Genomic DNA, 19,786 nt, shown 5'->3' with positions numbered 1-19,786 from the left:
TTTTACGCTGGTTTCTATAAATGCAATTATCGCATGTAATTACTAAGCCAAAGACCCCAATGCAGGCAGACGGGGCATCAAACTAACAGCGATGCCAGCATCAGGGTATGAGGCCCTCGCGGCAGTCGCCCAATGGACACGTAAACATGTCCGCTTGGCTCGTTGCCCGCTGGAATAAATTGTTTAGAAACCGAATGTGTTTAATTCATATGATGAAACTGGCCTTTTCTTCGGAACAGGTCTTTTTACTTTTAAACCAACGGTTATAAATATAAGTATATTAATTCCTATTCATGTTATCCATAAACTACATTCATCAAAACATGTACAAAATGATACGCCTGCTCTCTTCCTTGCATAGTTGATATCATTTTCAGAGATACATCCACTTATTCCCGTCATTACCTTTTGGGTTATCCGAAATGTCTCCTATTTAAAAACAGCATAAACGCATATATTCAGTATCCTCCACTTGACACATAACAATTTCATAGTCAAAGACCCCGATGCAGGCAGACGGGGCATCAAACTGGCAATGATGCAAGCATCGGGGTATGAGATCCTAGCGGCAGTGGCCAAATGGACATGTAAACATGTCCGCTTGGCTCGTTGCCCGCTGGAATAAAACATGAACCTGCCTTTTTAACGCAAAAAATCCCCCAGTTCCCATACATATGAGGAACTCAGGGGGATTGCAGATACCTGCTCCATTAGACTACTTAAATGGAGCGCCTAAAAAGTATCCATGTGCTAATAAAATAACAAATTAACAATAGCACCAAGATACCTATAGTGATACAAAGCTGTAACATCAATGTTCCAAACCCGATATATGCTGAAATTTCTGTCGCTACTGTTTGGATAAAATAAGTAAGTACAACTGTAGAAACTATGACAGAAACAATAATAGGAAACCCAAACCATACGCTTAACTGCTTTAGTACAAGTTTCCCTATCTGTGGTTCTTCCACACCTAGTTTTCGCAGCACTGAAAACCTGTACCTATATTTCCCTGCATCTAAAAGCTGCTGTAAAGCCAACACTGTAAGGCACATTACCATAAGTACCACTGCGCCATAAATCATAGATGCTTTTAAAACAAAATTGCTAGAAATAATACGGTTGGCCTCACTGGTATGAATCGTATTGTTGTAATCCGCCGAATCAGTGCTGCCGGAATCCTCTGGATATGCGTCCAAAAGGATGTTCTCAAGTTCTGCCGCCATATTGTATGACAAAGGAGTGCTGGTTTTCACAAATCTATTCCGCTGAACCTGAAGCAGTTTTCCTGTCGCTTCGTCCGGTATGATATAAACAAAATCGGTATAAAGATTATAAATAGATTCACCCATAGAATTTTGAAAAGCAGAATTTTCACTAATCCTCAAGTTTCCCGCATCAGTTTCCAGAATCGGACATTTATCTATATATTCCTCGATATCCTCATTTTCTGCAGTTAAAGTCCACTGTGTAGTAAATTCGTCTTCTGCAAGTTTAATCGGTTCATATCCTAACATCTTACGCAAGTCATTATAATCACTTACCGCTAAAGCCAGCGGTGGAAAATTATATTTTACTCTCTGATGAAACTGTTCTTTCTTTGGCAGATATTCCGAAAAAATTATATCATAATCTGCCGAGATGTTATACATTTCCAGAAACTTTGTGATTTCTTCATAGTCTGTATCCGGCAGGTTCTCTTCCTGGTAAACATGGTTGTACAAACTCGAAATCTGTATGTCACAGATCGAACGCTTATCAAGATAACCCAGACTCCAGCCACTCAAAATCGGAGCGATTACAAACAGGCAAATCGAAAATGTTAAAGTAATACAGATGATTGTCATCGTTTTGGTATTGGTGGAAAGTTTAGACGAAATCTGTCCAAACAAAAACAAGTTTGTATTCTTATATTTGTGCTGCACACTTGATTCCTTCCAGTGAATAAGCGCCGTATTGGCCAAATAAATAATAGCTGAAATAATGAATAAAATATCCGTAATCACAAACAGCAGATATTTATTTTGTGTCGGCGTATCAAAACCTAAAAAGTAGGTGTTTTCCAGCATCGGAATAGAAAAAGCAGGAACAGCAGTACAAATAGCGCCAACCAAAATTCCGCCTATATGAGAAATATCATCTTTCTTCCTTTTCAAAAAATACGCCGCCACTTCCCAAGCCAAGGTCAATATCGGAAACAGGACATTTCCCCAGTACATGAGTTTTACCGGTAGTGGATGTCTGTTATCAAAATATAATTCATAGTTTACAATACCACTTTCCACCATCCACAGCAGCATAACCCCATAAAAAATACAGATTAACATCATCCAACGACTTTTGTGTAGAGGCTTTTCATTTCGCCTGTCAGATGTCATAAGCTCAATGATCTTACTTTTGTTTAGTATACGGACATTTCCCATTCCGACAACTATTTGACAGAGCATAAAGAATCCTGCTGTCAGAAGTACAGTATCCGGAAACAACGTCCATGTAAATGCATAAGTTTTGCCAAAGGACGCAAGCAACATTGCTGTAATAAATTGAGAAGCAAGCATCCCCATAATGATTCCGGCACTCAGAGAAAGGAAGCTGAGCAAAAAGGTTTCCGCAAAAAAGATGCGCCCTATTGTTTTCTGCTCCATACCTGTTATCATTTCAACTGCGAATTCTTTCTGTCTTTTTTGCAGCATATAACGATTCACATAATTTATAAGAAATAAAAGGAGAAGGCTCACCGCACAAATCGCAATCTTCATTCCTCCTGCGAGCATGGTGATATCAAATTCTGCTCCAATAACAGGATTGTAGTATTTACTGCTGATGGACAGAAAGGCGTAGAACATAGCAACACAAATCGTTATGGTTACAATATAAAGCAAATAATCCTTCACAGACCGTTTTACATTTCTGAAAACAAGTTTAGCATACATGGCTTTGTCCTCCTCCAATCATGGTTAGGACACTCAGAATTTTATCAAAAAAGGTACGTCTGCTGTGGCTGCCCTTATACAGTTCTGTTAAAATCTCGCCGTCCTGCAAAAAAAGTATACGGTTTGCATAGCTGGCTGTAAAAGCGTCATGGGTTACCATGAGGATTGTTGCGCCCAACTGCTCATTGATACTCTGAATAGTAGACAGAAGCATTTGGGAAGAATGACTGTCTAATGCGCCCGTTGGCTCATCAGCTAAAAGCAATTTGGGATTGTTAATCATGGCTCTGGCACAGGCGCAGCGCTGTTTCTGTCCGCCGGACACCTGATACGGATATTTGTCTAAAATATCGCTGATATTCAGCTTTTTAGCAATATCCAAAATACAGGGTTCTACTTCTTTTGCCGGGGTTTTATTGATTGCTAACGCCAGCGCAATGTTTTCAGAAATTGTCAGCGTATCCAGCAAATTAAAGTCTTGAAATACAAAGCCTAAATTTTCTCTGCGGAACCGGGCAAGAAATTTTGGCTTTATCTCTGTAATATCAGTGCCCTCCAAATGGATGTGCCCTGCGCTTACGGTGTCAATGGTAGATATACAGTTTAACAGGGTTGTTTTTCCAGAACCAGACGCTCCCATAATTCCTAAAAATTCACCTGCTTCTACGGAAAAACTTATATCCTTAATGGCTTTTGTGATGTTTCCCTCATTGCCATAATACTTTTGGATATGCTCCAATTTCAAAATAGGTTTCATGTTTTTACTTGCCTCCTTAAATCTTTCATGCCTTTATTGTAATCAATGGACAGGAGTTTTTGTATCAAGTTTACTTACACAGTTCTTACAAAAATGTAAGAAGATTATTTTTTAGGCAGGTCTGCGCATTCACTGCGCTGACCATAAGAACACGTAGGCAAGCTGGCCAAAATCCCTCGCCGAAGGCGATTCCAAATGGGTTTTTGCACATTGCTGTGAATGGAATGAACAGTAATGTAAGAAGTGCAGGACGTATCAGCCCTGCACCCCGATAATAAAGTCGTTGATATGAAAGGAAAGGGATATGGTTGTTCCTTCCCCCTGAGAATCAGCAGAAATCCCAATTCCCAGCTTATCACAAAGACGCTTGCAAAGATATAATCCAATCCCGGTAGAGCTGTGAATTGTCCGTCCGTTCTGCCCTGTAAACCCTTTTTCAAAAATGCGGGGCAGATCACTTTGTGATATGCCTATACCACTATCTTCAATGGATAATATAATTTTGTCATTCTTCTTTACGGTAAAGAAACGTAATGTCGGCTGGTCTGTACAATATTTTACTGCATTACTGATAATCTGGTCTAAAATAAACCGTACCCATTTATCATCGGTATATACGCTATGTTCCATCTCGTCTACCGTAATCATCACATTACTTTGCCGCAATAGATATTTGTTGTCTGCGATTGCACTGTGTACCACACCACTAAGGCTGATTTCACGAACAGAATAGTCTTTTTCCGTATGCTCACTGCGTGCATAATAAAGAGCCTGTTCCGTAAACCGATTGACATTTTCAAGTTCTGCCATTAACTCTCTGGTAAAAGGGGAGCGATTATTTTCACAAATCAGTTTCATGGCTGTGATAGGGGTTTTTACTTCATGTATCCATTGCTCAATGTATTCTTTATATTCCTTTCGCTCCCTCTGTACCTCGTTTATCCTTTCCAACATAGACTTTTCTGCCATCTTCAAAATCTGATAGAATACCTGCTCGTCGGCTTTTTCCGGCACCTGCATAACTTCCGGCAGCAAATACCTTTCTTCTAATTGCTCTGCTATATCAAGCAATTTATTCAAATATTTTTTCCGTATGAGATAAGAAAGCAGCAGGTACAGAACAAGGACAAGCAACCAGACAGTAAAAATGAACAAAACAATTTGAATCTGATTTCCGTTTGCAATTAAAAACAAAACAAGGGCAAGCATACCGAACAGGTTGATTAAAATAACAGGCAATTGATTTTTCACATATTGCTTTCCCCTCATAATGTGTACCCCTGTCTATGCTTTGTTTTGATAAAACTGTTCAGACCAATGGAAACCAGTTTTTCACGAATACGGGTTATATTGACACTTAGGGCATTATCATCAACATAAAGTTGATTGTCCCATAAAAAATCCACAATATCATTGCGAGAACATATCTTGCCTGCATTCTTAAAAAGATAGTAGAGAATTTTTAACTCATTTTTTGTAAGTTCTGCTTTTTGTCCTTTGTATACTATAAAACCGCTTTCCAAATGCAGATCTGCACCATTCCATGTGAGTATTTCTGATTGTCCAAAAACATACGCCCGCCGGAGTAAGGCGGCGATTTTAGCAAGCAAAATTGCTGTATTATAAGGCTTTGTAATAAATGCGTCCCCACCCAACATAATACTATTTAACTCATCCATATCTGTATTGCTGCTCGTCACGAACACAATAGGTATATCAGAAAAAGTGCGGATTTGTGAACATATTTCAAATCCGTTATTTCCCGGCAATTTAATATCTAAAAGAATTAAATGCGGAGCAAAAAAATTTATATCTTCCATTATCTTTGAAAAATCTTCAATTACACTAACATCATAACCATTGCTAGATAAAAGGTTTTTCAACTGTGTCTGTATAGTAAAATCATCTTCGATAATAAGTATTCGTTGTTTCAAAATAGGACCTCCTTACTAACTCAGTATATTATATTATTTTGAAAAATTCCTGATAAATCCATCTTTCCTCCGTATATCTAAAATTTTTTATTTTCTTCTAGCACCCTGCTTTGCACTTTTATTTGCATCTTTAATGGCCTCTATATAAGCCTCTTCCACAGGAGCAATTGTTTTCTCCTGATATTTTCTATATTCACTTTTTGCTTTTTTTACAGCCTGAGTGTGGCTCACTTTTCCTGATCCACTTAATAATTTTCGATTACCAGAAGACAACACCGAATCTAATTGTTCCACATAATCATCCATGTACATTGGCTTATGCTCAATTGCATTAATTTCAGCCAAATCAAAATAACCTGAAACAAGATTATTTAATATCTTCAATTCCGCTTCCGAAAGATAATTTTTTGCAACACTAATATCTTTTAACGCTGGCAATTCCCCTGCAAAAAAAGTTAGTCCCATAAAAGGTTTCTCTGCATCTGCTCTTTCATATATTACTTCCGCTGCTGTGTGACCATGTGCTGCAAAATGCAATTTGTTCTGTACAATTTTGAAAAAGCGTATTGATTCATCACTTTGCGGATTGTAATCAACACTTGTAGCGTATAAATCAAGTACTTGACGATAAAGAACCTTTTCAGATGATCGAATATCTCTAATTCGGTCAAGTAATTCTTTCCAGTAGTTTCCTCCACCATTTCCTTTTAAGCGCTCATCATCCATTGTGAACCCTTTAATCATATATTCCTTTAATCGTTCTGTTGCCCATCGTCGAAATTGTGTACCCCTAATAGACTTCACTCGATATCCCACAGAGATTATAACATCGAGATTATAATAATTTGTAGGTTTTGTAGAAAAATCGGAATTTCCGATTTTTCTTACAGACTCTGATTTAAGTAATTCTCCTTCTGAAAAAACATTCAAAATATGCTCATTTATAGTTGATCTAGCCTTTCCAAACAATTCTGACATCTGATCTATTGTCAACCAAACCGTTTCATCTTCTACTTTTACCTCGATATGTGTCAAACCATCGTCTGTATTATAAAAAATAACTTCACCCTGTTTTTCCATTTAAACTACTCCTCATGACTCAATTATACATCAACAACTCTATAATTCCTTTTACTAATACTAAATAATAACTATTTGCATCCTCCGAATCATTTCCTCAGAAAATCCATAATTAAATTTTCTTTATCATTCCCATTATATCAAAAACATTCCTTCAAATATCTTGAAACACTTTCTGCACTTTTCAACACAAAAATAGTCGCCCATAATCTTCCATAATCCTATTTCGTCCTCGCCTATGATACACTCTACTTCCTGGTTGTCTATCTACACAGTCTAAGTCTTCGTTTTCAAAAATCTGATCCACTTGCTTACAAAGTTTCTCCATTTCATATATTGTTAAATTACTTGAATCAAATTTTATTTCCTCTTTAAACATTACATATGCCTTTTCTATCATTTCAAACTTTCTAATATTACCACTTACAAGGAACTGTTATATTGGTATTTTTTCAATTGAGGGATTGAATCAATATAGGCAAATTTTGCCCAAACAATTCAGCATCATATTTCTTATCATGATTCCCTTTAATCAGAATCTTCTTTCCGTTCAATTTACTAATCAATCCATTTGCTCTATTCACCAGTAAATGATGGCTGACATCCCCAAGAATATACACCATATCATTTTATGCACTACCTCATTATAGTTCTGAATCAAAACCTGATACATCTCCTGAACATTTTCAAAAGGACGATGCTGCATACTGATAATCCCACGATACCCTAAATGTAAATCACTTGTAAAATATATCATGATATCGCCCCTCCTTTTTCCATTACGAATTTTTCCTGCAAAAAGTCACAAATTCCATTTGTCCGCCTAGTATCATCTGGTCCGTAACCTACCATTTCGTCCACAAAATCCATACCAAACAGCACTAAATATCACGCTTTTTCACTCCCAGACAGACTAGGAAACAAAATATTCTACAGAATTATTTGGGAAAAATTCTTTAAACTCCCCGTAAAGCTGTGCAGCCAATGTTTTATTGTGTGCGATAACGAGCGTCGGTTTCTGCAACTCTTGAATGACATTCGCCATCGTAAATGTCTTACCGGAACCCGTAACCCCTAGTAAAGTCTGGCATTGATTGCCTTCCTTAAATCCTTTTACTAGTTCTGCGATAGCTTGCGGCTGGTCTCCGGTAGGCTGGTACGGGACTTTTAAAACAAACTTATTCATGGTCAAAACCTCCTTTGTGACTTTTGATACCTTGTCGTGCGAAGCACGCCTATGCGCAGCATCTGCATTTGGGTATACCCGTATGGATATACGTTCAATATCAGCCACATTTCTTTTTCTATTCGTAATGAAATTCGTAACGAAAACTTAAATTTTGAAAACAAATCGCCTTATAGTAAACTTTACGAATTAAAAATGCGAAAAGTCACAAAAAAATTAGTCGTAACGAAATGCAAAATACTCTGTTGAGTATTCACCATTATTTCTTTTACATTTGTGCATGTCGCTTGCATAAATTATTCGCAATTATATTTTACACTAGTTGCCTTTATTACTTTACACGCCATACATTTCTTCCTTAACGTTAAATGATTGCCCTAATTGATTGTACTTATAAAATTTGTATAGGATATAATTTTCCTTATCAATCTCATGCGTTGACAATATTATTTGTTTTTCTGAAAAATCATTTCTCAAAACTTCAATCAATGACGAAATATTTATATCATCCATAGTTTGCACAGGATCATCAATCAATATAAAACCTAAATCATCTGATGACTTTTTAATATATTGTTTATTCATAGCAAACAGAAACGCTAAGACAAATCCTGAAAGCTGACCTGAACTAAATGTATTTAAAATATCATGTTTTGCATCACCATTCGATACAAATCTCATTTCATCTTTACTTACAAATACCCCTAATCCATTTTGATAATCTTGCCCGTGTATATTAGTAACGGAACCCTTAATTTTTCTAATGTCAAATTTTCAAATCTTTCAATGCTGCCCTTATAAACTTTTTCCAAGTCATTTAACCTTTTACGTATCTTTTCCATCTTTATTTTTCTAACAAGAAGGACGTTCAATTTTTCTCTAATCTCCTGCATTTCTGCATTATCTATTTCATCAATGATTGATTCAAGATATTTCTTTTTTTGAAGCAATAAATCTATAAATCCTTTTGCCCTTAGATTCTCTATATGCTCTCTATACTTTAAATTGACCTTATCATATTCGTGTTTTGCATAAAGATTTTCAAACTCTTCATTTTTTATTTTCTTAATAAGCCCTGCCAAAACTCGCTGTATTTCAATAATAACATTACTGTTATCAATTTGATAATTGAAATCTGTATTTTCTAAATAATGGACGACTTTTTCAACATTACTAATTCTTCCCGAATCATTAATAAAATCTTGAACTTCTATTTTATTGTGAACAAGTCCCTGAACCACGTTTTCATCTGTTCCTTTAATATATGGAATTATTATTTTTTTTACTTCCGCAGCTATAGTTGTAAGTTCTTTTTGCTTATTTATAATCCGTTCACCTACATCTCCACTTTCTTTCTGCAATAAGTTATCAACCTCTTCAAAACCATCATTTAACAATTTTTCTTCTGAAAATTTTGTATTACAAAATGGACATACTTTGCTATGCTCATCATGTTCATCATTGGCAATTTTTAATGCTTTACGAGCATTTACTAACTTTTCTATTACTTTTTGATTTGTCGAAAGCATACTTTTCAGATTAAGAATTTCTTCCGAAATATTCTTTATTATTGTAAAATCAAATTCTTGTAATTGAGGAATTAAGTTTTTTAATTTTCTGATATCTTCTTCATGGAAATTTGCAGCCTCTGGCACTTCCTGCTGAAACATTACTGAACTATTATATATCTGTATTTTATTATCCCAGTTATCAAGATCCTCATTAATTCTATCTAATGATAACTTTTCACCTAAAATATATTTTCTATAGTCTCTATAATCTTCTAATGCTTTGCTTTTCTGTACTTTTTTAACGTCTCTATTCCAAAGGAAATTATTATAGTCATCTTTATTCTCAAGAAAAGAAATCAAATTCTCCAGTTCTCTTTCCGCTTTTTTTATTTCTAGTACTTTCCACTCTGTAACTTTGGGACTATCCCAGAAAAACAACTCAGAATCCTCTTCAAAAAGTCCAATGTCAACATTTTTCTTTTCTTGATGAATGCTATTTAGATTTTCATTTTTCAAAATCTTCAATCTTTTAATTTTCTCTTTTATTTGATTGTCCAAAGATATAATTTCATCATTAACAATAAAGCCATTTACTCCATTACGTTTACCAATAAGTTCATCAATATAAGATATCCTCTCATCAATAGTATCTGTATTAAGCAACACATTCATCGCATTTTTTCTATCGGAGATTGATTTCTTCAAAAAGTGAACAGATTCAGCTTGCGAAACATAATAATAAACATTAAAATTCTCAGCTCTATATCGTATATTTTCATTATTTATCTCATCTGTCCAATCTTCATAATTTTCAAGAACCTGATCCAGCTCCTCTGTTGATACCATCCGAAAGAGTTCTCCATAAAACACCGATTTTTCTAGTTCCAATTTATGGTTAGTATTCAATATTTTTGCAAATAACGTCACAAACTCTGCACTTTCATTTTTTAAAGTTAAAATGACATAACCATCTTTGTCTGCCTTATTAAGCAAAATATTTTTTCCCAGATTTGTCCTTTTACTTTCAATAGCTTTATCCAACCTCGTAATATTTTTTGAGAAAATCAATTCTATCGCATCAAAAAACGTCGTCTTCCCAAATCCATTTGGGCCAGATAAAACCACTGGATTCCTACTATCATCTATTCTAAATTCATAATATTTTGAATCATCAAAACACTTGAAATTCTTAACTCTCAAATTTACTATTTTATACTGCATTAGTCTATTTCCTCCAATAACTTGCTTATCCTTTGAGTTATTTCGCTTTCAGGAATATCCTCATCTTCTAATACAATTAATTCATCTAACGTAATTTCTCCTTTCCTGACAATTTCATCGTATTTTTTTAAATCAGAATCCAACGCATCCTCAACAACTTTATCTAATGTTATTTCATCTGATACAGCCTTAAACTGATATTGTACAAACGGTATTTTTGAAAATATTCTAACTACAAGTTCGTAAATACTATTGCTATTTTTTCCATTTAAAAGCAAATAATAATTATCTTCATCATCTGCCAAGTCAGTAAGCACATCAACTATACTTCTTTCCTCATAGTTCTGTAGAACATTCTTCAACCCTAATACCTGTTTATCCGTATACGGCAAAATATATCTTCTGAAATAAACGGGCGATTCTTCAATTGAATAAATAATATTCCTATATTTAGACAGCACATTTTCTTCTGAAAATTTTACCAGATAAATTGCTGATGTATTTTTATCCAGCTGTGCAATCTCTTCTTTATTTTCAAAAGAATTCATTATTGAATATTTAATTCCAGATTTCTCCTTTTCTGTATTTACATATTCTTTTTCCAACTTATTTAATGCTTCTTTAATTCTTTCCTCATCTTCCTGAATACTTGTACAATCCACAAAATTCACAATAAAATAACTTACAATATTATCTTTCTCACTTTCAAAAAAATATTTATCATCATTCTCCCATTTTTTTGCAAATTGATAGCAGTCAAACAACTTACAAATTATATCTTTCATTATTTTAACTCTCCTAATGCTGTACTCTTATCAACTAATCTAACCACCTTTGGTCTGTTACAATCCAGCTTCATTTTTTCAACAGTAGTCGATGTAATCTCCCTTATTTCATCCAATTCTTTTTCTGTCAATACATTAACATCTCCACCATTAAAAAATAATGCATTCTTATTCAACCTATCCGTAATCAATACATCACATTCATACATTAATGATTTGTCTGTATCTTTCTCTAATTCCTTTTTTAAATTTTTTTGGAAATCGTCAATATCATAACTTCCATCTAATGTCATTCTATATATTTCTTCTCCATCTTTTATTGTCTGAAAAACATTCTTTTTTGACAAATATAATGTATTTATTTCATCTAATAAATTTAGAAACAAATGCGAAATCATACTATCTGATGGAAGATTATTGTTTTTACCTACTTGAGGTGTTTTTAAAAGCAAATTATGAATAATTTGATTCTTCTCATCCTCTGTTTTACTATTCAAAACATTAATCTGTTCAAACAAGTTACATACCTTAACATTAGAACATTCATTACAATTCTCTGCTTTACAATCACTCCAAGATTTATTCGGATATTCAGCATATGTATCCCTTATTGCCTTTAACACCTGAAAATATTGATAAGATACTGTATCAATTTTTTCATGATAATCTACTGTGACTGTTTCAAAAATTTCACTAAATGTTAAAATACACTTATCATACTTCTTTTTCCCCTTATTAAATTCTGTTATCTTTTCTTTCATAAAAAGAAATAATTGATCATATACCAATGCCGCATAATCTAAATCAACAAATGTAAATTCTTTACGTTCTAATTTCAATATAGCAACAATAACCTCATATGCTTTTTCACGTATTTCCTTTACATTATCAAATCTTTCAGGATAAATATCCAAAAATACCTCATCTTCTTTTGAATCGGTTTTCGGCATAGTACTTACCGTATCATTAATTCTTTTTGTATACTCATCTAATTCTTTATCAATATCCTTAATGATTTTCTTTATTACTGAAACTTCCTTCGAATTACCCGAAACATATTTTATCATACTATACACACTTGCTTTTTTATGATTTCCTGAAATTTTATCTGATTTTGTTAATTCCTTTTTTTCTACTATTTTTTTCTTCAACTCCGATTGAAGTTCTTTAATATACGTCAATGTACTTGAAACAAAATCCGTCGGAATTTTTTTCTTATTTATAATATGAAAGTATCCATAGTCCGCATTATTTTGTAAAATTTCAGCAATAAAAGAAAACTTATCATTTGCTTCCAGTTTTATTGCTCCTGCCTTAACCTGATGAAGCGATAGATATTTACTTTCCTTTCTCAATGAAAAATCTTCTTCTCCTTCAATCTGCAACTCACAGGATAATATATTTTCTTTATCACACAACACTCCATATAGTTGCTTTAATGCTATATAAAGTGCTATATGCCCCTGATATTCATAATCTTCCCATGGTGTAATCGCACTTATTGGTTCAATTAATTTCATTTACATACTCTCCTCCCAATGCTACAGATACACATCTTTCGCTAATGCTCCAACCCTTTTTGTCTACTTCTTATTAATACTAAATCGTCTTAATAGTAATTGTTTTTCTTGTATTCTTTCCTTTTCCTATAAGTCTATTTCACTTAATAATTATGCAGCCACTGTCTGTACAATTTTAAATTGCTTTCAACTTGTAAGCAATATTCTTTTTTATATGATATCAAACATTACATTAATCTCATCTGTTGAAATAGATTCTATTTCTGAATTAAATTTTATCGTTTCAATGTGATATCTTTTATAATACACTTAGGAAGCTTTATTAAAGTTCCCCTTTTTACCACCGATATTAAAAACCAATTTTCTGCTAATTTATGATTGACTTTTCCTAACTAGTCTCCACTCTCTAGAAAATATTCATCTCGAATCATCTACTCAGCCAAATCACATCCATATTTACTCAATTTCTGCAAATTTCTCGACTTCTTCAAGCGTAAGACCTACATATGCTGCAATTTTCTCTAAACATAATACACCATCTTTAATCATAGACATTGCCATTTCTCTCTTGTTCTCCATAATCATATCTTCCACTAGTTTAGACATACTTTTTCCTTTCAAACTTTTCTGTTATCGTAGCTCAATGCAAAGTTCATAATCTTGTTTTCTAAATTGGGGAATTCAGTTTCCCCAATTGAATCCTTACTTTCAATACCATAGGTTCATTTCTAATTAAGTTACAAGCTGTAACCTTTTCTCTAACTCTTACTTTTTCCTTCAAGTCTTTCCAATTGATCAACGCTCTCTAAAAAGTGCTGTTCTACCGGCGAAAACAGATTATCTTGTTTGACTCTGAATTTATCATATTCTTCATGTGCTTTCTTTATTGCCTGCAAATGCGATACCCTACCCTTTGTTGAAAGGATATCTCTTCGAGTCATTTTAAGATAATCATCTATCGTTTCTAACCAATCTTTCATATACATCGGTTCATGATTTAACGCACGAACTTCAGCAATATCTAAATAGGCTGTCACTATTTTATTAAGTGCATCTATCTCTTTTTCATTCAAATAATTTTTTGCCACTTCCACATCTGAACGTTTTATGTTTTCTCCTGGCCAAGAAGTCAATCCCATATTAGGTTGTTCTGCATCCGCTCTTTCATAAATCACTTCTGCTGCTGTATGTTTATGCGCTGCCCAATGCATTTTATTTTGTACTTGTTTAAAGAACATCATTGAGCTTTCTGCTTTCGGATCATAATCAATGCTTGTTGCATATATTTCCAATACTTTTCTCCAAAATACTTTTTCAGAAGAACGAATATCCCGTATTCTTGATAACAATTCATCAAAATAATTTCCACCACCAAGGTTTTTCAATCGCTCATCATCCAAAGCAAAACCTTTTTTCATATATTCTTTTAAAATTCCTGTTGCCCAAATACGAAACTGTGTGCCTCGATGAGATTTCACTCGATATCCCACTGAAATAATAACATCTAGATTATAATAATCTACCTGATACGTTTTTTCATCCGAAGCAGTATAGGCAAATTTTGCCCAAACTGATTCTTTCTCTAATTCTCCTTCTTTGAAAACATTTCTTACATGCTTTCCTATTACACTTTTATCACGTTGAAATAATTCTGCCATTTGATCAATCGAAAGCCATACCGTATCATTTTCAAAAGTAGTTTCTATCTTTGTCAAACCATCTTCTGTCGTATACATAATTATATTTGATTCTGGTTTATGTTCCATATATATCCCCTTCCAAACCAATTACTTTATTTACATTTGAACTCCCGAGAAAAATTCGTTCGTTCCCACTTTATATTTTCCTTCATTATTCTCAAAAAACTCTACAATCTGCCTCACCGACACCGGACGATAACCATTCGCATCCACACCAACATCATACCTTCTAATTCCATCTACTCTATTCTGCAGATTATATTCCTCACGAGCATGTATATGTCCATGTAACTGAATACTCCCGCTATTCTTCTTTGGCCATGATAACATCGGATAATGCATCAATGCAAAATACACTCTATTCAATGACACTGTCTTAAAATCACATATCTCTTCAAACAATTTAACATCATATTTCTTGTCATGATTCCCTTTAACTAGAATCTTCTTTCCATTCAATTTACTAATCAATTCATTTGCCCTATCCATCGGCAGATGATGGCTGATATCTCCAAGAATATACACCGTATCGTTTTTATGTACTACTGCATTATAATTTTGAATCAAAATCCGATTCATCTCCTGAACATTTTCAAAAGGACGATTCTGCATCTCTATAATTCCACGATGCCCTAAATGTAAATCACTTGTAAAATATATCATGATATCGCCCCTCCTTTGCCCATTACGAATTTTTCCTGCAAAAAGTCACAAATTCCATTTGTCCGTCTAGTATCATCTAGTCCATAACCTGCCTTTTCATCCGCAAAATCCGTACCAAACAGCACTGAAAAGCACTAAATATCACGCATTTTCACTCCCAGACAGACTAGGACACAAAATACTCTACCAAGTATTTATTTTTACCTTTCCCAACATTATAAATCATCCCAAATCTTTCATCAATCCATATTTTTCATGCGATAACTTATGATAATTTGGGGGAAGATACGCAATTTTATGTTCAAATTTTGGGGATAGCGTTATCCCCCAAAAAAAAGATGGCACGCAATCTTTACTTCTTTCTTCAGAAGAAAGAGGCAAACTTTAAAACAGCAGTTGGGGGAAGGCTTTCCCCCAACTCTTCCCCCAAAAATCCTCCAGCTTTGATGATAAAATACGGTAATTTATGATAAATTATGAACCTTCCGAAAGAACGCAAAAAACCCCTGAAACTGCCCGTTTTACGGGGTTTTCAAGGGTTCTAAAAATCTTTTTGCTTATAAGTTTACTGTCCCATCTGTGCAGCTACCTCAGCAGCAAAATCTTCCTCTTTCTTCTCAATACCTTCTCCGGTCTCGAAACGAATGAATTTCTTAACGGTTACATTTGCATTATTTTCTTTTGCTACCTTCTCAACGTATTTAGCAACGGTCAAGTCACTATCCTGCACATAAGCCTGATCTAACAGACATACTTCTTTCAATTCTTTATTCAGGCGTCCGATGATCATCTTTTCGATGATGTTATCAGGCTTTTCAGGATTTTCCTTCTTGGCCTGAGCCAGAAGAATTTCCTTTTCATGATCCATATATTCCTGAGATACTTCATCCCTTGATACATACTTTGGATACATAGCTGCTACCTGCATAGCCACATTCTTCAGGCATGTCCTGATATTATCATTCACAACATCTGTTTCAGCTTCCACAAGAACACCAATACGTCCGCCGCCATGGATATAAGACACAACACATCCATCTGTAGTAATCTTCTCAAACCGTCTGATATTGAGGTTCTCCCCGATTACTGCTACCTTCTCAACAAGGGCGTCCTTTACTGTCTTTGTTGTATCAGCTGCCCATGGCTCTGCCATAAATGCGTCCATATCCGCCGCATCTGAGTCTGCGGCCTGGTTGGCAACACCCTCAACAAATCCCTGAAACTCTTCATTTTTAGCAACAAAATCTGTCTCAGAATTCACTTCAACAATAGCCGCCACCTTATCATCTTTAACAACAGTTTTTACAATACCCTCTGCTGCGATTCTTCCAGCTTTCTTTTCAGCCTTAGCCTGTCCATTTTTTCTCAAATATTCAACTGCTGCATCCATATTTCCATCTGTCTCAGTCAGGGCTTTCTTACAATCCATCATCCCTGCACCTGTCATTTCTCTTAACTCCTTAACCATTCCTGCTGAAATTGCCATGGTTCATTCCTCCATTCATATAATTTTATCTCTATGCCCTAAAGAGTCCTCTTTACGCAGGCCCTTACAGGCGGGCAGACTTTGTCCAGCAAGTATATCTAAAATTGTGCTTCCTTAACACATGCCCTTCCGGTTGGATTAGTGGAAATCCATTGAAATATGCCGCCCAAAATCCCTAATATACAATTTACTTTTTATGGTAAAAATGCTCCAACCTGTGCCTACAGGCTGAAGCATCTTGAACCCAAAATAATTATGCTTCTACAGTTTCTTCCGCTACTGCCTCTTCTGCAGTTTCCTCATAATATTCTTCTTCGCCTGCTGCTCCCTGATTGACCTCAATAACCGCATCTGCCATCTTAGAAACAATCAACTTAACAGCACGGATTGCGTCATCATTGCCTGGGATTACATAATCTAATTCTTCTGGATCACAGTTTGTATCGCAGATACCGATCAGCGGAATTCCAAGTGTATGCGCTTCCTGGACACAAATTCTTTCCTTCTTTGGGTCAACAATGAAAATAGCGTCGGGAATTCTTTTCATCTCTTTGATTCCGCCCAGGTTCTTTTCCAGTTTTGTCCATTCCTTTTTCAGCTCTATAACTTCCTTTTTGGGAAGTACATCAAACGTGCCGTCTTCGGACATTCTCTCGATCTCTTTCAGTCTCTGTACCCTGCTCTGAATCGTCTTAAAGTTTGTCAGCATACCGCCAAGCCATCTCTCATTCACGTAGAACATCCCACAACGCTCTGCCTCTGTTTTAATGGCATCCTGTGCCTGCTTCTTTGTTCCTACGAAGAGCACTGTACCGCCCTCGGCAGCGACATCAGCCACAGCTTTATATGCATCGTCCACCATCCCTACAGACTTTTGTAAGTCAATGATATAAATACCATTTCTTTCTGTATAGATGTATGGCGCCATTTTAGGGTTCCATCTTCTTGTCTGGTGTCCAAAATGAACACCTGCTTCTAAAAGTTGTTTCATTGAAATAACACTCATGATTTTCTCCTCCACAGGTTTTTGACTTCCATATGCTTTAGTTCTCCTTTGAAACCGGCCTGCAAAACAGGCTTGGGCACCTTCAAGGAATCCACATATGTGATTTTTCGCAACGGTTGTAGTATACCATAGAAAATACTGGAATGCAAGGCTTTTATGCGTATCCTGTGTATGGTATCCTGAAGATGAAACAGCGTATTCTATGGTGACTCACTGGATATCTGTTCACTGATTATTATAGCAGTAAAAGGAGGCAGCAACATGAAGTTTACATTTGCACATAACAATCTGAATGTCTATGATTTAGAAAAATCTCTTGAATTTTACAGCAAAGCACTGGGACTAAAGGCTATAAGGAGGAAGGAAGCAGATGACGGTAGCTTTGTACTCGTTTACCTTGGGGACAATACAACTCCCCATCAGCTCGAGCTGACTTGGCTCCGTGATATGGAGCGCCCTTATGAGCTAGGTGACAATGAGATACATCTTGCATTTCAAGTGGATGATTTTGAATCTGCGCTCGCCAAACACAGAGAGATGGGCTGCGTTTGCTTCGAAAATCCCACTATGGGCATCTATTTTATAGAAGATCCTGACGGCTACTGGCTAGAGATCATACCCGCAAAATAGCTGTGGCTCCCATAAACAACGCTCCCCTTCATGGAATATAAGAAACTGCCGCAAAATCAGTCGATTTTACGGCAGTTTCTTTCTCTTTTATGAATCTGTATCCTTCAAGGATATATAGTGAAACATCCTTGACTATGTTTACCAATATCTTACATAATATGTAGCACGCACAGAGCTGACGCAAATTGTCGTCCCTGGCTGCTGGGCCTCAATCATTTGCCCATCGCCAATATAGATCGCCACATGTCCCGGCGTCCAACAAATATCACCTGGCTGCGGATCACTCACGATCTGGCCGCCTGCAAGCTGGTCAGAATCCACACGTCCAATAGAAATACCTGCCTGTGCATGGCACCACTGTGTAAGTCCTGAACAGTCCAATCCCACATAAGGAGTGGTGCCTCCCCAAACATATGGCACGCCAATCTGGGTCCATGCTGCATTCACAATTGTCTGGGCAGCGCTTGTATTGCCTGAACTAGTTCCAGCATCAGGGACAGGAGTTTCAGCTGCCGGAGGGGTAGTAGTTGTACTTTCTGTATTGCTGCCTCCCGTATTCTCTGTATTTTCTACAGTCCCTGTATTATTTGTGCTATTATTGTTATTATTATTGCTCTGACTATTTTGATTGTTCTGTGCTGCGGCGGCGCGTTCCGCCTCTTCCTGTGCCGCTTTCTGGCGGGCAGCTTCTTCTTCAGCCGCTTTTCTGGCTGCCTCCTGAATCTGCTCATCCAAATTAGCTACTTCAGCGCTCTTACTCTCAATCGTAGTATTCAATTCAGACTGCTGTACTTCATACTCAGCCTGCATATCTTCCATTTTGGTCATCTCGGTCTCAAGTGTGGTCTTTAATTCTTCGACCTCATTTACCGTATTGACATATTCATCCAGCATCTCGCGGTCATATGTATGTACCTTCTGCACATATTCTGCTTGGCTTAACATCTCTGCAATGCTGCCGGAACCTAAAATCCGTTCCATTGCAGAAACATCGCCTTCTTCATACATATATTTGATACGAAGCTTCATATCTTCGTACTGCTGCTTTTCCTTCTCCTCAGCCTCTTTGAGCTGTTTCTCTGCTTTTGTAATTTCCTCGCCCTTTGTAATCATCTGATTCTGTAAGTCAGTAATCTTTGACATCAAATCAGACAACTGAGACTGAAGGCTACTTACTTCATTTTCTGCTGCACGCTTCTGTTCTTCCAGGTTCGATGTGCTCGGCGCCGCCAATACAGGCACCACTGCCATCGAACATGTCAGAGCAGTCGCAATAAATACATTGCGTACTCTCTTCATCTTCATACTTTCACCTATCCTTATTATTTATTATCTATGTCCCCACATATATGCTTTACTATACAATATTCTACA

17 protein-coding genes and 1 pseudogene are annotated in these 19,786 nt (G+C 35.9%); 1 reads left to right on the top strand and 17 read right to left on the bottom strand.

Annotated features, from left to right (window positions below; translation table 11 throughout):
• Positions 1–719: 719 nt before the first annotated feature.
• The 16 genes and pseudogenes from EFA47_RS04690 to rpsB all read right to left on the bottom strand — a co-directional run bounded on the left by EFA47_RS04690 (position 720) and on the right by rpsB (position 17,782).
• The gene (locus tag EFA47_RS04690) at positions 720–2,933 is read right to left on the bottom strand and encodes an FtsX-like permease family protein (RefSeq protein WP_122642202.1); all 2,214 of its coding nucleotides are present in this window, start codon (positions 2,931–2,933) and stop codon (positions 720–722) included.
• Complete coding sequence (locus EFA47_RS04685) at positions 2,923–3,690, bottom strand: ABC transporter ATP-binding protein (RefSeq protein WP_122642201.1); 768 nt, start codon at positions 3,688–3,690, stop codon at positions 2,923–2,925. Before EFA47_RS04685 ends, EFA47_RS04690 begins: the two co-directional genes overlap by 11 nt.
• Positions 3,691–3,945: 255 nt before the next feature.
• Complete coding sequence (locus EFA47_RS04680; protein ID WP_122642200.1) at positions 3,946–4,959, bottom strand: sensor histidine kinase; 1,014 nt, start codon at positions 4,957–4,959, stop codon at positions 3,946–3,948.
• Positions 4,956–5,624 (bottom strand): response regulator transcription factor, encoded by a 669-nt coding sequence (locus EFA47_RS04675; protein ID WP_122642199.1) that lies wholly within the window; start codon positions 5,622–5,624, stop codon positions 4,956–4,958. Before EFA47_RS04675 ends, EFA47_RS04680 begins: the two co-directional genes overlap by 4 nt.
• Positions 5,625–5,711: 87 nt before the next feature.
• Entirely contained in the window at positions 5,712–6,704 is a 993-nt protein-coding gene (rhuM, locus tag EFA47_RS04670) for a virulence RhuM family protein (RefSeq protein ID WP_122642198.1), read from the bottom strand.
• 580 nt (positions 6,705–7,284) lie between these two features.
• Positions 7,285–7,461 carry a metallophosphoesterase family protein gene (locus EFA47_RS04660; protein ID WP_235853215.1) on the bottom strand — a complete coding sequence of 59 codons (177 nt, stop codon included), beginning with the start codon at positions 7,459–7,461 and terminating at the stop codon, positions 7,285–7,287.
• A gap of 159 nt (positions 7,462–7,620) precedes the next feature.
• Positions 7,621–7,890 (bottom strand): annotated as a pseudogene (locus tag EFA47_RS04655) (DEAD/DEAH box helicase family protein); the annotation flags it as partial.
• A gap of 336 nt (positions 7,891–8,226) precedes the next feature.
• The gene (locus tag EFA47_RS04650; RefSeq protein WP_122642196.1) at positions 8,227–8,571 is read right to left on the bottom strand and encodes a hypothetical protein; all 345 of its coding nucleotides are present in this window, start codon (positions 8,569–8,571) and stop codon (positions 8,227–8,229) included.
• A 23-nt stretch (positions 8,572–8,594) separates the two neighbouring features.
• On the bottom strand, positions 8,595–10,622 hold the full coding sequence (locus tag EFA47_RS04645; RefSeq protein ID WP_122642195.1) for an AAA family ATPase: 2,028 nt from the start codon (positions 10,620–10,622) through the stop codon (positions 8,595–8,597).
• Positions 10,622–11,407 carry an ABC-three component system middle component 1 gene (locus EFA47_RS04640; RefSeq protein ID WP_122642194.1) on the bottom strand — a complete coding sequence of 262 codons (786 nt, stop codon included), beginning with the start codon at positions 11,405–11,407 and terminating at the stop codon, positions 10,622–10,624. The genes EFA47_RS04645 and EFA47_RS04640 overlap by 1 nt, the downstream gene beginning before the upstream one ends.
• Positions 11,407–12,927, bottom strand: coding sequence for an ABC-three component system protein (locus tag EFA47_RS04635; RefSeq protein WP_122642193.1), 1,521 nt, complete (start codon positions 12,925–12,927; stop codon positions 11,407–11,409). The genes EFA47_RS04640 and EFA47_RS04635 overlap by 1 nt, the downstream gene beginning before the upstream one ends.
• 456 nt (positions 12,928–13,383) lie before the next feature.
• A complete protein-coding gene (locus EFA47_RS20265) occupies positions 13,384–13,506 on the bottom strand; it encodes a hypothetical protein (RefSeq protein WP_268888463.1) in 123 nt (40 codons plus the stop codon).
• Positions 13,507–13,685: 179 nt separating this feature from the next.
• The gene (locus EFA47_RS04630; protein ID WP_122642192.1) at positions 13,686–14,693 is read right to left on the bottom strand and encodes a virulence RhuM family protein; all 1,008 of its coding nucleotides are present in this window, start codon (positions 14,691–14,693) and stop codon (positions 13,686–13,688) included.
• A gap of 30 nt (positions 14,694–14,723) precedes the next feature.
• Positions 14,724–15,290 (bottom strand): metallophosphoesterase, encoded by a 567-nt coding sequence (locus EFA47_RS04625; RefSeq protein WP_122642191.1) that lies wholly within the window; start codon positions 15,288–15,290, stop codon positions 14,724–14,726.
• A 565-nt stretch (positions 15,291–15,855) separates the two neighbouring features.
• On the bottom strand, positions 15,856–16,776 hold the full coding sequence (tsf, locus tag EFA47_RS04620) for a translation elongation factor Ts (RefSeq protein ID WP_122642190.1): 921 nt from the start codon (positions 16,774–16,776) through the stop codon (positions 15,856–15,858).
• Between the two features lie 253 nt (positions 16,777–17,029).
• On the bottom strand, positions 17,030–17,782 hold the full coding sequence (gene rpsB / locus EFA47_RS04615) for a 30S ribosomal protein S2 (RefSeq protein WP_122642189.1): 753 nt from the start codon (positions 17,780–17,782) through the stop codon (positions 17,030–17,032).
• A 261-nt stretch (positions 17,783–18,043) separates the two neighbouring features.
• Here rpsB and EFA47_RS04610 point away from each other — a divergent pair, with 261 nt between their 5' ends.
• A complete protein-coding gene (locus EFA47_RS04610) occupies positions 18,044–18,412 on the top strand; it encodes a VOC family protein (RefSeq protein ID WP_122642188.1) in 369 nt (122 codons plus the stop codon).
• Positions 18,413–18,550: 138 nt separating this feature from the next.
• Here the strand turns inward: EFA47_RS04610 and EFA47_RS04605 are convergent, their stop codons facing one another.
• Positions 18,551–19,717 carry a C40 family peptidase gene (locus EFA47_RS04605; RefSeq protein ID WP_306438857.1) on the bottom strand — a complete coding sequence of 389 codons (1,167 nt, stop codon included), beginning with the start codon at positions 19,715–19,717 and terminating at the stop codon, positions 18,551–18,553.
• Positions 19,718–19,786: the final 69 nt, after the last annotated feature.

The organism is Luxibacter massiliensis, from assembly GCF_900604355.1.
Classification (GTDB): domain Bacteria; phylum Bacillota; class Clostridia; order Lachnospirales; family Lachnospiraceae; genus Luxibacter; species Luxibacter massiliensis.
Note: the sequence above shows the minus strand (reverse complement) of the source record. Positions and strands in the feature narration are given on the sequence as shown.

What these genes read in the sequence shown, in the direction of transcription:
- EFA47_RS04690 (WP_122642202.1), bottom strand. Translation starts at nt 2,933, where the DNA reads ATGTATGCTAAACTTGTTTTCAGAAATGTAAAACGGTCTGTGAAGGAT.
- EFA47_RS04685 (WP_122642201.1), bottom strand. Translation starts at nt 3,690, where the DNA reads ATGAAACCTATTTTGAAATTGGAGCATATCCAAAAGTATTATGGCAAT.
- EFA47_RS04680 (WP_122642200.1), bottom strand. Translation starts at nt 4,959, where the DNA reads ATGAGGGGAAAGCAATATGTGAAAAATCAATTGCCTGTTATTTTAATC.
- rhuM (WP_122642198.1), bottom strand. Translation starts at nt 6,704, where the DNA reads ATGGAAAAACAGGGTGAAGTTATTTTTTATAATACAGACGATGGTTTG.
- EFA47_RS04660 (WP_235853215.1), bottom strand. Translation starts at nt 7,461, where the DNA reads ATGATATATTTTACAAGTGATTTACATTTAGGGTATCGTGGGATTATC.
- EFA47_RS04650 (WP_122642196.1), bottom strand. Translation starts at nt 8,571, where the DNA reads ATGAGATTTGTATCGAATGGTGATGCAAAACATGATATTTTAAATACA.
- EFA47_RS04645 (WP_122642195.1), bottom strand. Translation starts at nt 10,622, where the DNA reads ATGCAGTATAAAATAGTAAATTTGAGAGTTAAGAATTTCAAGTGTTTT.
- EFA47_RS04640 (WP_122642194.1), bottom strand. Translation starts at nt 11,407, where the DNA reads ATGAAAGATATAATTTGTAAGTTGTTTGACTGCTATCAATTTGCAAAA.
- EFA47_RS04635 (WP_122642193.1), bottom strand. Translation starts at nt 12,927, where the DNA reads ATGAAATTAATTGAACCAATAAGTGCGATTACACCATGGGAAGATTAT.
- EFA47_RS20265 (WP_268888463.1), bottom strand. Translation starts at nt 13,506, where the DNA reads ATGGAGAACAAGAGAGAAATGGCAATGTCTATGATTAAAGATGGTGTA.
- EFA47_RS04630 (WP_122642192.1), bottom strand. Translation starts at nt 14,693, where the DNA reads ATGGAACATAAACCAGAATCAAATATAATTATGTATACGACAGAAGAT.
- EFA47_RS04625 (WP_122642191.1), bottom strand. Translation starts at nt 15,290, where the DNA reads ATGATATATTTTACAAGTGATTTACATTTAGGGCATCGTGGAATTATA.
- tsf (WP_122642190.1), bottom strand. Translation starts at nt 16,776, where the DNA reads ATGGCAATTTCAGCAGGAATGGTTAAGGAGTTAAGAGAAATGACAGGT.
- rpsB (WP_122642189.1), bottom strand. Translation starts at nt 17,782, where the DNA reads ATGAGTGTTATTTCAATGAAACAACTTTTAGAAGCAGGTGTTCATTTT.
- EFA47_RS04610 (WP_122642188.1), top strand. Translation starts at nt 18,044, where the DNA reads ATGAAGTTTACATTTGCACATAACAATCTGAATGTCTATGATTTAGAA.
- EFA47_RS04605 (WP_306438857.1), bottom strand. Translation starts at nt 19,717, where the DNA reads ATGAAGATGAAGAGAGTACGCAATGTATTTATTGCGACTGCTCTGACA.